Here is a 14,555-nt window from a genome sequence, read left to right as displayed (position 1 = left end):
AGTTGTAGTCAAAATTTATCTGTTCCGGTTCCAAATACAATTTTAAGAACTACAACTTAACATCGAACACCCGACCTTGTCTCTGGCCCAATCCGGTCTTTTGGCGAACCATTTTTGAACATTGGGTTGCTCGTCATACGGATTTTTAAGCATTTCATACAATTCTTTTAACAAAGAATAATCTCCTTTATCTGCCTCATCGATACACAATTGCGCCATGTAATTTCGCAAGACATATTTGGGGTTTACTGTATTCATTTGTTCATTTCGTTCGGAATCCGAAACTATTTCTTCATTTATTCGAATACTATAATTTTCAAACCAAGTGTACCAATCTGCTAGGATAGTTTCATCCAAGTCCTTTTCGTTGTAGAAAGCGTCTTTTATCAAATCGAAAGCTGTTGCTGCTGAATCTGCTTTGGTAACATTACTCAGGTTTCTGAAGAAAATTGTCATGTCTGTTTCTACTCTTTCCAACAATAGGGTCAAACTCTGAATCACAACTATATCTTGTTCTTTTTTGATTTGGAAACCGAGTTTGTTTTGCATCATAGTCAAATATTCCTTTTCATAATTTGTACTATAAGCCTCTAAAATAGCTTCGAGTGGTTTTGCATCGTTTATCAAAGGATACAAAGCATTCGCTAATTGATACAAATTCCACAGTGCAATTTCAGGTTGGTTACCAAAACGGTATCTTTTATGCTGATTGTCTGTTGTATTGGGCGTCCAGCTGGGATTATAATCTTCCAACCAACCATAAGGCCCATAATCAATGGTGATTCCGTGGATGGACATATTATCCGTATTCATAACGCCATGAACAAAACCAACGCGTTGCCACTCAACAATCATTTTTAATGTAGTTTGAGTAACTTCTTTAAAAAATGCCAAATACTTTTCAACTCCTTCTTCTTTTATATGAGGGAAATGATTTTTGATGGTAAAATCAGCTAACAATTTGAGATTTACATAGTCTTTTTGAGAAGCGAATAATTCAAAACTTCCAAAACGAATAAAGGATGGTGCTACTCTACAGACAATAGCGCCTTTTTCATACGCTGGGTTTCCATTGTACAAAACATCGCGCAACACTTGGTCGCCAGAAAGCATGAGCGACAGCGAGCGTGTCGTAGGAACACCTAAATAATGCATCGCTTCAGCACATAAATATTCTCGAACGGAAGAACGTAAAACGGCAAACCCATCTGCTGTTCGGGAATACGGTGTAGGCCCCGCACCTTTTAATTGTAATGTGTATTCCTTATTTTCATGAATTACTTCAGTAAGATTGATCGCACGACCATCTCCCAATTGACCAGCCCAGTTACCAAATTGATGTCCAGCATAACAAAGCGCGTATGGCTTCGTTTCAGGATAAATTGAATTTCCTGAAAAAACATTTAAAAAATCCCTTGAAAGTAGCGCTTCATCAGACAGACCAATAGCATTTGCCACATCAACTGAGGCATGAATTAGAGAAGGATTTGACGGTTTTTTGGGCAATACATACGAGTAGCAAGCTTGCTTGACCTGTCTAGGCTCATTGATTTCACTAGGATCAGCAGGTAATTCAGTAGTGAATTTATTTTGTATCTGAAGTTTCATATCGCATTTGATTTATTTATACTAGAGATAATAAAGTCTAGCTTTTTACAAAGGTATTCGATACCACGCCGATAATCATTTTTTTACGATAACTTTATTTTATAACTAAAACCCTTTTACTTATAAATCAGAAAATTCTTTTTCAATTGTAAAAAAGTGCTATGCAAAAAAAAACCTGTTCAGCGAAGCGAACAGGTTTTTCAATATATAACTTTTTTCTAATTAAGAAAGTGCTGCTTTTACTTGATCAGCTGCTTCCTGAAATTCAACAGCAGATAAAATTGGCATTCCTGAATTATCAATTAATTCTTTTGCGATAGCTGCATTTGTACCTTGTAAACGAACAATAATTGGTACTTTAATTGCATCACCCATATTTTTGTAAGCATCAACAACTCCTTGTGCCACACGGTCACAACGAACGATTCCTCCAAAAATATTGATCAAAATTGCTTTTACGTTTGGATCTTTTAAGATAATACGGAAAGCAGTTTCAACACGTTTTGCATCAGCTGTTCCACCTACGTCAAGGAAGTTAGCAGGCTCAAAACCTGCATACTTGATTAAATCCATAGTTGCCATTGCTAAACCAGCTCCATTCACCATACATCCTACAGTACCGTCAAGATCTACATAGTTTAACCCTACTTCTTTTGCTTCCACTTCGATTGGGTTTTCCTCACGAATGTCACGCATATCAGCATATTTCTTTTGTCTGTATAAAGCATTATCATCGATATTTACTTTAGCATCTACAGCCATAATTTTATTATCAGATGTTTTCAAAACCGGGTTGATTTCAAACATCGAAGCATCAGATCCAATATAAGCATTGTATAAAGAATCGATAAATTTTACCATTTCTTTGAAAGCATTTCCAGAAAGACCTAAGTTAAAAGCAATTCTTCTTGCTTGAAAACCTTGTAATCCAACAGAAGGATCAATTTCTTCGGTAAAAATTAAATGTGGTGTGTGTTCCGCAACTTCTTCAATATCCATTCCACCTTCAGTAGAATACATAATCATGTTGCGACCTGTCGCTCTATTTAATAAAACAGAAACATAAAACTCAGAAGTTTCACTTTCGCCAGGATAATAAACATCTTCTGCGATTAAAACTTTGTGCACTTTTTTACCTTCAGCAGATGTTTGAGGCGTAATCAATTGCATTCCGATAATTTGTGTTGCAATTTCTTCCACTTGTTGTAAATTTTTGGCAAGCTTTACTCCTCCGCCTTTTCCACGTCCACCTGCGTGAACTTGTGCTTTTACTACATACCAACTTGTACCCGTTTCGGTAGTTAATTGTTTTGCTGCAGCAACCGCTTCAACTGGGCTATTAGCAACGATTCCGCGTTGAATGCGAACTCCGTAGCTGGCTAAAATCTCTTTTCCTTGATATTCGTGTATGTTCATAATATAGAATTTGTCTGGCTTCTGAATGTATTTCAGAATAAAAGTGGCACAAAAATAGCAAAATTCATCTTAATAGAGAAATCTTTTTATATTTAAAACTGATAATAAAAACCAATTTGCAATTCAAATTTGAATTTTAGGTTTTAAACCATTTTTAATTAGGAAAATAATTTTCGTTTTAAAAATAAAAAGACACTATATCGATTGAATTATTCTTGCTTAGCCCTTTAATTTCAAAGTAACAACACTATTTCTTACATTAAAAAAAATGGTAATTATTGATTTGTCGTTTACAATCTGTTTAAATTACTTTATTATCATTTACGAAACGTTTTTCTAATTTTATTATAAAAATAGAATCGTTAACGGGTAAACACTGAATTATATTCAATGAAATCTTTATTTTTGTATAAAAAAAATAGTAAGCATGAAAGTTAAAGAACAAGGCCTTTATTTGCCCGAATTTGAACACGACAATTGCGGAGCAGGATTCATTTGTAATTTAAATGGAATTAAGTCGAATGACATTATACACAAAGCACTCGATATTTTAATAAAACTAGAACACCGTGGCGCTGTAAGTTCGGATGGAAGGACTGGAGATGGCGCTGGAATATTATTTGATATTCCTCATGATTTTTTTAAAAAAGTTTGTGATTTTAAAATACCTGAAGCTAAAGAATATGCAGTAGGAATGGTTTTTATGCCAAAAAGCAAGAACCAAGTCGTTTTTTGTAAAACCTCTTTTGAAACCGCAGTACGCGATCAAAACCTAGAAATTATAGGATGGAGAGACGTTCCTGTTGATGCCTCCAATTTAGGACGTATTGCAGGGGAGAAAGAACCAACTGTGAAACAAGTATTTGTAGGTAAAAATGGAACAGATCTTACCGAGCAACAATTTAACGCTAAAATGTTTGCGGCAAGGAAGATTGCAGAACACGCGATTATAAGTTCAAGAATATCAGAAAGTCACATGTTCTATTTTTCAAGCTTTTCGACTACGACCATCATATACAAAGGGCTTTTGATGCCGGAAGACATTAGCAGGTATTATATTGATTTATTAGATGATGACTTGGTAACCAGATTAGCCTTGGTTCACCAGCGCTTTTCTACTAACACATTTCCGTCTTGGGAATTAGCGCAACCTTTTCGTTACATGTGTCACAACGGCGAAATAAATACCCTTCGTGGTAATATTAGCCGCATGCGTGCTCGTGAAGAATTGATGAAAAGTGATGTATTTGGTGACGATATCAAAAAATTATTCCCAATAATTTTAAAAGGAAAATCAGATTCCGCTTCTATGGATATGGTTATTGAACTATTATTGATGACAGGGCGTTCCTTGCCTGAAGCCATGATGATGGTCGTTCCTGAAGCTTGGGAGAAACACCAAACGATGTCTGATGATAAAAAAGCATTTTACGAATACAATGCTTGCATCATGGAACCTTGGGATGGCCCTGCTTCTATTCCTTTTACAGATGGTAATGTTATTGGTGCTTTATTAGATAGAAATGGTTTGCGTCCCTCCCGTTACACATTGACTAAAAGTGGTTTTGTAATTATGTCCTCTGAGATTGGTGTACTGGACATCAAGCCAGAGGATGTGATACAACACGGTCGTTTAGAGCCCGGAAAAATGTTTTTGGTTGATATGAACGAAGGAAGGATAATTGAGGATGAGGAGATCAAAAACGCGATTGTAACTAAACGTCCTTACAAACAGTGGCTGGATGAAAATTTAGTACAATTAGCTCAAATAGCTTACACTGACAATCCAATTCCTGTAGAAAACATTGATTTTCAAACAAGACAGAGACTTTTTGGATACACATTGGAAGATTTAAAAACAATCATAAACCCAATGGGGACGAAAGGTGCAGAAGCATTAAGTTCTATGGGTAATGACACACCTCTTGCCGTTTTATCTGATCAACCCCAACTTTTATACAATTACTTTAAGCAATTATTTGCCCAAGTAACCAATCCGCCATTAGACGGTATACGTGAAGAAATTATTACAGATATTAGTCTGGCAATTGGTGGCGATTATAATATTTTTGATATTGTTCCTAAACATTGTAAAAAATTAAAAATCCAAAATCCAGTGATTTCAAATGAGGATTTAGATAAAGTCAAAAACATTGACCATGTTGACTTCAAGTCAGTAACAATCTCTACTTTATATGATATCGAAAAAGGAGTAAACGGATTAGAACGTGCTTTGGAGAGAGCAGTTCAAGCCACTTTTAAGGCAGTTTCAGAAGGATGTAATATTGTTATCATTTCTGATAGAGGAGTAAGTGAAAAAATGGCTCCAATACCAATGCTTTTGGCCTGTTCTTATATTCATCACTCTATGAATATTTTAAAATCTCGTTCTAAATTCGGAATCATTATAGAATCCGCTGAGCCTCGTGAACCACATCATTTCGCCTTATTATTTGGATATGGCGCTAGTGCTATCAATCCCTACATGGTAAACGAAATTATTCACAACCAAGTAAACGAAGGTTTTATAACAGGAATAAAAGCGGACTATGCAATTAAAAACTATAACAAAGCAATTGCAAAAGGGATTCTGAAAATCATGAATAAAATTGGCATCTCTACTTTACATTCGTATCGAGCGGCACAAATTTTTGAAATTTTAGGTTTAAACAAAACATTCACTTCTAAATATTTCCCTTATACTCCGTCCAGAATTGAAGGCATTGGACTTATGGAGATTGAAAAGGAAGTCAAAAAAAGGTACCAAAAGGCTTTTCCAAATTCAAAAGTTAGCAGTTTACTACCATTAGAAATCGGAGGAATTTACAGATGGAGAAGATCTGGTGAAAAACACATGTTTAACCCAACCACGATCGCAAAGTTACAACAAGCCGTGCGTTTAAACAGCCCTGAAAGTTATAAGGAATATGCTCAAATGGTCAATGATCAAAGTGAAAACTTAATGACTATTAGAGGTTTATTTGAATTCAACAACTTAGATCCCATTTCAATTGAGGAAGTAGAACCTTGGACTGAAATTGTAAAAAAATTTAAAACTGGCGCCATGTCATATGGGTCAATCAGCCAGGAGGCGCACGAAAATCTGGCGATTGCCATGAACCGAATTGGTGGAAAAAGCAACTCTGGTGAAGGTGGAGAAGATCCAAAACGTTTCCAAAAAGACTTAAATGGAGATTCTAGAAATAGTGCCATTAAGCAAGTCGCTTCAGGAAGATTTGGAGTTTCCATCAACTATTTGACTAATGCTAAAGAGATTCAAATAAAAATGGCTCAAGGTGCAAAACCAGGAGAAGGTGGACAACTGCCAGGCGAAAAAGTAGTGCCTTGGATAGCTGAAGTGCGAAATTCAACACCTTATGTGGGATTAATTTCACCACCACCGCACCACGATATTTACTCTATTGAGGATTTGTCTCAATTAATTTTTGATCTAAAAAATGCGAATCGTGAAGCCAGAATAAATGTCAAATTGGTTTCTGAAGTAGGTGTTGGAACAATTGCAGCTGGTGTTGCTAAAGCAAAAGCTGATGTGATTTTGATCTCTGGATACGATGGGGGAACTGGAGCCGCACCTTTAACTTCTCTTCAGCATACCGGAATTCCTTGGGAACTTGGTTTAGCCGAAGCACAACAAACATTAATCCTAAATGATTTACGAAGTCGTGTTGTATTAGAATGTGATGGGCAATTGAAAACAGGTCGTGATGTTGCTATCGCAGCTTTACTTGGAGCTGAAGAATTTGGTTTTGCAACAGCACCGCTAGTTGCATCAGGTTGTATCATGATGAGAGCATGTCACTTGAATACGTGTCCTGTAGGTATTGCTACGCAAGATCCTGAATTGAGAAAAAATTTCAAAGGGACGCCAGAGCACATCATAAACTTCATGTATTTTATCGCAGAGGAACTAAGAGAAATCATGGCACAGTTAGGATTCAGAACACTAAAAGAAATGGTAGGACAATCTCAAAAATTAAATGTCAATAAAGCCATCAAGCATTATAAAGCAAGTGGATTGGATTTATCCACCATTTTATACAAGCCCGAAAAAGCGAAAGAAGTTCCCAATCACAACACAAGAACGCAAGACCATGCCTTAGAACATGTACTTGATTTTGATATCATAAAAGCAGCAATTCCTTCTATTTATAGAAAAGAAAAAACTAGGGTAAGTTTTAACATCAAAAATACAGATCGTTCCGTTGGTGCGATATTGAGTAATGAGATTTCAAAAATATATGGCGCACAAGGCTTACCTGAGGATACTATTTTAGTCGATTTTGAAGGTTCTGCAGGACAAAGCTTTGGTGCTTTTGCAACGAATGGCCTGTCTTTCAAAATCAATGGAAACTGCAATGATTATTTAGGAAAAGGACTTTCCGGAGCTAAATTAATTATCAAAGTCCCACCTGCTGCTACTTTCAAACCAGAAGAAAATATCATTATCGGTAATGTTGCTCTTTATGGCGCCATTACTGGTGAAGCTTATATAAACGGTATGGCCGGAGAACGCTTTTGCGTAAGAAATTCTGGAGCAATAGCCGTTGTAGAAGGAATTGGAGACCACGGATGCGAATACATGACTGGAGGAACTGTTGTCGTTTTAGGAAAAACAGGCAGGAATTTTGCGGCAGGAATGAGCGGTGGTATTGCGTATGTTTTTGATCCAAATAAAAAATTCGATGCCACTTTATGTAATATGGAAATGGTGGCACTTGAACCATTGGAAGAGGATGACTTTAAAAACGTTAGACGTCTCATAAAAAATCATTCCATGTACACAAACAGTCCTTTGGCGAAAAGAATTTTAGAGGATTGGGAAAACCAACACAGGAATTTTGTCAAAGTCATGCCTACCGATTACAAAAAAGCATTACAAAGATTGGCAGAAGAAAAACAAATTGAAGAACTACTAGCATTATAGTTATGGGAAAGATAGGAGGATTTAAAGAATACAATAGAACGGACGAAAGTAATATAGTTGTAGAAGAAAGAGTATCTAATTACAGCGAATTCACTGTTGCATTGACCAAAGATAAAATTAAAGAACAAGGCTCCAGATGCATGGATTGCGGAATTCCGTTTTGCCATAGCGCCTGTCCATTAGGAAATTTAATTCCTGATTTTAATGACATGGTGCATCAGGAAGAATGGCAAAGTGCATTAGAAATTTTGCAATCAACAAACAATTTCCCTGAATTTACAGGTCGTTTATGCCCTGCACCATGCGAGAAATCATGTGTTTTAGGAATTATAAGCGAGCCGGTAGCCATTGAAAATATTGAAAAAAATATTATCGAAAGAGGCTTTTCCGAAGGTTGGATAAAACCACAACCACCTGAAGTTAGAACAGGAAAAACAGTTGCCGTAATAGGATCCGGACCTGCTGGCTTAGCGGCTGCACAACAATTAAATCGTGCTGGACACACCGTAACCGTTTTTGAAAGAGACAATGCCATTGGTGGATTATTACGTTATGGAATTCCAAATTTCAAATTAGAAAAAGGGATTATCGACAGACGTGTTGCTGTTTTAAAAGCGGAAGGAATCACTTTTAAAACTAGTGTAAATGTAGGCGTAAACTATAATATTGAAGAATTAAACACTTTTGATTCTATTGTATTATGCGGTGGCTCAACAGAAAGAAGAAGTTTACCTACTAATGGGATTGAAAGTAAAGGAGTAGTTCAAGCGATGACTTTCTTAACGCAACAAACCAAGTCTTTGTATGGAGAGGCGATTCCGAATCAAATAATGGCTACTGGAAAAGATGTGATTGTTATAGGTGGCGGAGATACGGGATCTGATTGTGTAGGTACGTCCAACAGACATGGAGCCAAATCAGTAACTAATTTTGAGATTTTACCAAAGCCACCAGTTGGAAGAAGTGAAACTACTCCTTGGCCATTTTGGCCTTTACAACTAAAAACATCTTCATCACATGAAGAAGGTTGCAATAGAAACTGGTTAATCAATACCAAAGAATTCATTTCAAATGAAAAAGGAGAACTTATAGGATTGAAAACCGTTGAAGTTGCTTGGAAAATGACGCAAGGACATAGACCAGAATTAGTAGAAAAAGAAGGTTCTGAAAAAATATGGCCGTGCGATTTAGCTTTATTGGCCCTTGGATTTACAGGTCCAGAGAAAACATTGAGCGATCAATTAGGATTAGAAATAGACCTCAGAAGCAATTATAAAGCTACTAATTATCAAACAAATGTTCCTCATATTTTTACTGCAGGAGATATGAGAAGAGGACAATCTCTAATCGTATGGGCTATATCAGAAGGTCGTGAGGCTGCCAGAGAAGTAGACAAATATTTAATGGGTTATACCAATTTGCCAACAAAGGGAAATGGTGACCTACCCAACCTATAGTTCTGAATACCATTTTATAACCCTTGCTAAAATAAATATTTACCAAGGGTTATTTATTTTTTAATCTAAATAAATGTTTAATTTATAACTTTTTGTTAGAATTTGTTAGAATTCATTCTTTAACTTGTAGAACTAAATAAAGAATAATAAATTTGCACAAAATTACTAATCATGCAATCAAAAGACTTATTACAATTAGCAGAACAATTTGGCAGTCCATTATACGTTTACGATGCCGAAAAAATACAATCTCAATACAATAGATTATCAAAAGCTTTTTCTAAAGTAAATAAGTTGCGTATTAATTATGCTATGAAAGCATTGTCAAATGTTGCCATACTACAATTACTTAAAGAAATGGGCTCAGGACTGGATACCGTATCCATCCAGGAAGTACTGTTAGGGCTTCACGCAGGGTATGAACCAGATAAAATATTTTATACCCCAAACGGAGTTTCTTTAGAAGAAATCGAAGAAGTAAATGCGATGGGAGTTCAAATCAATATTGACAACTTGTCTATATTAGAACAATTTGGAACAAAATATCCAAACGTTCCAGTTTGTATTCGAATAAACCCTCATGTAATGGCTGGAGGAAACGCAAATATATCTGTCGGTCATATCGATAGTAAATTTGGTATTTCAGTGCACCAATTGCCCCATTTAGTTCGTATTGTAGAAAACACGAAGATGAATATTGTGGGAATCCACATGCACACGGGTTCTGATATTTTAGATATCGAAGTATTTTTATATGCTGCTGAAATTTTATTTGACGCTGCTAAAAACTTTAAAAATCTAGAATTCTTAGACTTTGGAAGTGGATTTAAAGTACCATACAAAAAGGACGACATCGAAACGAATATTGAAGAATTAGGCAAAAAACTATCCAAAAGGTTCAATGCCTTTTGTACAGAATACGGAAAAGAATTAACTTTAATATTCGAACCAGGGAAATTTTTAGTAAGTGAAGCAGGTTACTTTTTAGCAAAAGTTAATGTGGTTAAACAAACTACATCAACTGTTTTTGCTGGCATAGACAGTGGTTTCAATCATTTGATTAGACCCATGTTTTACGGATCTCAACATCATATTGAAAACATTTCACATCCAAAAGGAAAAGAACGTTTTTACTCCGTAGTGGGGTATATATGCGAGACAGATACTTTTGCAAATAATAGAAGAATAACTGAAATAAAAGAAGGCGATATTTTATCTTTTAGGAATGCAGGAGCCTATTGCTTCTCTATGGCATCGAATTACAACTCCAGATACAAACCAGCCGAAGTCTTATGGATGAACGGAAAAGGACATTTAATCCGAGCTCATGAAACCTTTGAAGATATACTTAAAAATCAAATTCCGTTACCAATAGCAGCAACAACAGTATAAAAACATAAAATCCCATTCGCACTGAATATGCCCCAAAAAGTTAGACACTATTTGGGGCATTTTTTATGAAAAAAAATGGAAAGAATCTAAATATATAATTAAGCAAAAAATAAGCATTTCTTACTAATTGTAATGAAGTATTTTACTTACATTTATAATCCGCATAAAAAATTTATAAACAATGAACAGCCACAGATTTATTAAAAGCGGTGCCCTATTTACAATCGATGCAACACTAGTAAATCCTTTTGAAGGAGATGCAAAATAACTTGATTTTGATACTTTAAAAAAGACTAAAAAAGCAAAGAATATCATTTTAGTACTAAGTAATGGAATGAGTACTAGAACGCTAGATATGGCTTATATCTCTCTGAATAAAAAAACGGGGAAAGGCAGCAATTAGATTCAATTATATAAAAAAAGGAGTAACTCGTTACTGGATGGACATGGATTCTTCTTCGTCAATTGTCACAGATTCTGCAGCAGCAAGTTCATCTTGAGGAAGTAGTTTTCGTGTAAAAAATGAGTCCTTAAATGTTGGCGAAAGCGTGGAAAAATACCTACCAATTTAGCAAGAATTTCAAAAAAACTGGAAAAATAACAGGCTGTATCACTACTGTTCTTATCAAACATCCCACGCCAGCTATATTTTTCATTTTTTACAAAAATAAAAATAGTCGAGACACTATTCCTATAATGCATCTAGATTTAAAATTTATACCATGATGGGCGACGGAACTAACTAATTTCCAGTTGAAAATCGGAGGATAAACGCGCTATGTATCAAGAATTTTCTAAAAAAGGATTTTCTGTTGTTAAAAATAGAAGTGACATGCTAGCCTGTGATAATAGCAAACCGATACTTGGCGTGTTTTATAATGATGGCCTTCCCTATTCAAAAGACAGAGAAAACAGTAAAGAATTGACTGGATCAATTCCCAATTTAGCAGAGATAACTATACGTTTCATTGATAAAATGAAAGATAAGCCAAATATTTTTGTACTTCAGGTCAAAAGTAGTAAAGTACATTATGTCGCCCATGTAAATGATATTACAGGCCTACTATATGATCAACTTGCTCGTGACAAAGAGGTAAAAATTACAATTGATTTTGCTGAATAAGATCAAATACCATGGTTATTAGCACTTCGGTTCATGGCAACGTCAATCCGGGAAAAATCTATGGAAAAAAGGCTAATGATAATTTTGATAGCAGTCAAAATTTCAAATAAACAAATGAGTAGATTTAAAATGCAATTGGCTAAGAAACCTCAGGATCAGAAGTAATTGAACGAATGAATATGCCAATAAAATGGCTCTAAAAGAAGATGAGGCTAAGGAAATTTAGATTTTTTAATCAAATATTAAGCTAGAGGAAGGCCTTTACAATGCGAAACATTTGCCTTTTGAAGTACTGGCTCACAAACAAAAGAAATACAATAACAGTACATGGATTAGCATGGATCATTCCGCTAATTACAGCATATTAGGCATGTTTGGCCCTGGAAGCGAATTATTAAAACCTTTATAAAAAATAGTGAACTGCATTACCCTATGTTAGAACCCACTGACTTGGAAAATAAATTCCAAAATCAAACTAATATACTTAAAAACTCCTGTCTTATGCTAGATAGGAGTTTTCTGTTTTACTTTAATAAAAATCTATCTTAAAATTTACTTCTTATCTAATAGAGTTTCTAAAACTTCAGATTCGGTTCCATTCGAAAACGGAATTTTTAACATTTGAGAAAGTGTAGGCGCAATTTGAGTAATATATTTTTTCGAGTGCAATTCTCCATTTGGCACATGCCAACCATAAAAAAGTAATGGAACATGAGTATCATAACTATTTGGAGACCCATGTGTAGTTCCAGTAGCCTGATATTCCATGTAACCCGCCTTATCGAGTATAACTAAATCACCATTTTGTTTCGGATCATATCCTTTTGATATAAAACTTAAAAAATAATCATCTCCTGAAGAAGCTAAAATATCTTCCTCACTATATACTCTTTTAACTTGTTCCTGCGTCATTAAAAAGTCTTTGAAACTCTGTTTCACTTTTGCTAATTCTAGTCCTTTTTGTTTTAAAATACTTTTATTAAAAAAAAGATTAAAATTAGAATAATTCAATAAAACATCTATCCCAAAAGCTTCGTTTGAAAATTTCTTTAAGGATTCAACAATATCTTTAGACGGGATATTTTTGACATTATATTTGTTGTCCCTTAAGTAATTAGGATTTTCAGCACCAGCGTGGTCAGCCGTAAGAAACAGCAAGTAATTATCCTTTCCCACCGTTTTGTCTAAATAATTTAAAAACTGCTCTAAAGTTTGATCTAAACGCAAATAAGTGTCCTGTAATTCCATCGAACGAGGCCCAAAAGTATGCCCTATATAATCTGTCGAAGAAAAACTAACCGCTAAAAAATCAGTGTTATCATCTTTTCCTAGCGCTTCTTTTTCTATAGCTTTCATAGCTAATTCTGCTAGAATATCATTACCAAAAGGAGTAGTTCGCAAAATGTCAGCACCTTTTTCTTTATACATTTTACTTAAATCGTAAGGAAAGACGGGAGCACTAGCTTTATCTAATTTCCCTTCATAAGGATTATCATCGCGGAGACTTTCATTGTAAGTGGCTACAGGTTTTAACAAGCTCCAACCTTTGTTAATATAATTCATGTATCTTTTTTCCTGGTTGAAATCAGCAACCCAGTTCGGCAATGTTGAACCGTAAAAAGTACTTGAAATAAAAGAACCAGTTTTGCTATACCAAAATGCCCAATTGGCAAAATGACCTGCAGGCAGTATTGCTCCACGATCTTTGATGCTCAGGCCTATAACCTTCCCTTTAAAATTAGTTGCCATTCGCAACTCATCAGTAATAGTCGTGCTTAATAAGTTTCTAGGCGACATTGCCCCTTCGTTTTCTGTACCATCACCTAGGATCTTCACAGAAGCATCATCAGTACAATACATGTTTTTACCTGTAGCTTTATTGAACCAATCATTTCCTACTATACCGTGTGTCGATGGTGTGGTACCAGTATAAATACTTGCATGTCCAGGAGCAGTATACGTTGGAACATAATTATAATGCATATTGTGAAAAGTATATCCATCTTTCATTATCCTTTTAAAGCCATTTTCCGAAAAATCATTTGAAAAACGATATAAATACTCCATTTTCATTTGGTCTACCACAATACCCACGACTAATTTAGGCCGCTGTTGCGCTTGTAAATTGGATACCAATAAAAGGGCAAAAAACAAAACTATCTTTCTCATATTATATTTTTAAATTTATACAAAAATACGACATATAAATTGAACAAACTACGCTGGCGTCGTTAAGGATAACCAACTTAATAAATTCTTAATCCCATCAAACCTGCTTAAAGAAACTATGTTTAGATTAATTAAGTTATTTGTCTACTCCACAAGTTTTGTTCTTGATCCGTTTTGTTCTTGATCCGTTTTGTTATTGATCCGTTTTGTTCTTGATCCGTTTTGTTCTTGATCCGTTTTGTTCTTGATCCCCCTTTTGTTCTTGATCCGTTTTGTTTTTGATCCGTTTTGTTCTTGATCCGATTCACGTGGCATAGCTACAAAACAAAAAACCCTTCATCGCTAAATGAAGGGTTTTTAAAGAAAGGCGACGACATACTCTCCCACATAACTGCAGTACCATCTGCGCAGGCGGGCTTAACTACTCTGTTCGGGATGGGAAGAG

Annotated in this window: 6 protein-coding genes, 1 rRNA gene and 1 pseudogene; 4 read left to right on the top strand and 4 right to left on the bottom strand. The window is 35.2% G+C overall.

The genetic code is table 11. The features are described 5' to 3' along the window. Nucleotides 1–42: 42 nt before the first annotated feature. Nucleotides 43–1,608, bottom strand: a complete 1,566-nt coding sequence (locus BUA03_RS07925) for a protein adenylyltransferase SelO (protein WP_066081799.1) — start codon at nt 1,606–1,608, stop codon at nt 43–45. A gap of 222 nt (nt 1,609–1,830) precedes the next feature. After that, nucleotides 1,831–3,024, bottom strand: a complete 1,194-nt coding sequence (sucC, locus tag BUA03_RS07920) for an ADP-forming succinate--CoA ligase subunit beta (RefSeq protein ID WP_066081801.1) — start codon at nt 3,022–3,024, stop codon at nt 1,831–1,833. A 427-nt stretch (nt 3,025–3,451) separates the two neighbouring features. On the opposite strand from sucC, the gene gltB reads away from it, so the two are divergent. The 4 genes and pseudogenes from gltB to BUA03_RS07895 form a co-directional block, all read left to right on the top strand. Further along, a complete protein-coding gene (gene gltB, locus BUA03_RS07915) occupies nt 3,452–7,969 on the top strand; it encodes a glutamate synthase large subunit (protein WP_066081803.1) in 4,518 nt (1,505 codons plus the stop codon). 2 nt (nt 7,970–7,971) lie between these two features. Then, nucleotides 7,972–9,426 (top strand): glutamate synthase subunit beta, encoded by a 1,455-nt coding sequence (locus BUA03_RS07910; RefSeq protein WP_066081804.1) that lies wholly within the window; start codon nt 7,972–7,974, stop codon nt 9,424–9,426. 171 nt (nt 9,427–9,597) lie between these two features. Continuing rightward, the gene (gene lysA, locus BUA03_RS07905; RefSeq protein WP_066081807.1) at nt 9,598–10,818 is read left to right on the top strand and encodes a diaminopimelate decarboxylase; all 1,221 of its coding nucleotides are present in this window, start codon (nt 9,598–9,600) and stop codon (nt 10,816–10,818) included. Nucleotides 10,819–11,593: 775 nt separating this feature from the next. Continuing rightward, nucleotides 11,594–11,941: pseudogene (locus BUA03_RS07895) on the top strand (alkaline phosphatase); the annotation flags it as partial. A gap of 552 nt (nt 11,942–12,493) precedes the next feature. Here the strand turns inward: BUA03_RS07895 and pafA are convergent. Next, nucleotides 12,494–14,110 (bottom strand): alkaline phosphatase PafA, encoded by a 1,617-nt coding sequence (gene pafA / locus BUA03_RS07890; protein ID WP_066081813.1) that lies wholly within the window; start codon nt 14,108–14,110, stop codon nt 12,494–12,496. A gap of 362 nt (nt 14,111–14,472) precedes the next feature. Beyond that, a 5S ribosomal RNA gene (gene rrf, locus BUA03_RS07885) occupies nt 14,473–14,555 on the bottom strand; the annotation flags it as partial.

Source organism: Flavobacterium fryxellicola (assembly GCF_900143245.1).
In the GTDB taxonomy this organism is placed as follows: Bacteria; Bacteroidota; Bacteroidia; order Flavobacteriales; family Flavobacteriaceae; genus Flavobacterium; species Flavobacterium fryxellicola.
This window is presented reverse-complemented; position numbering and strand designations above follow the sequence as displayed.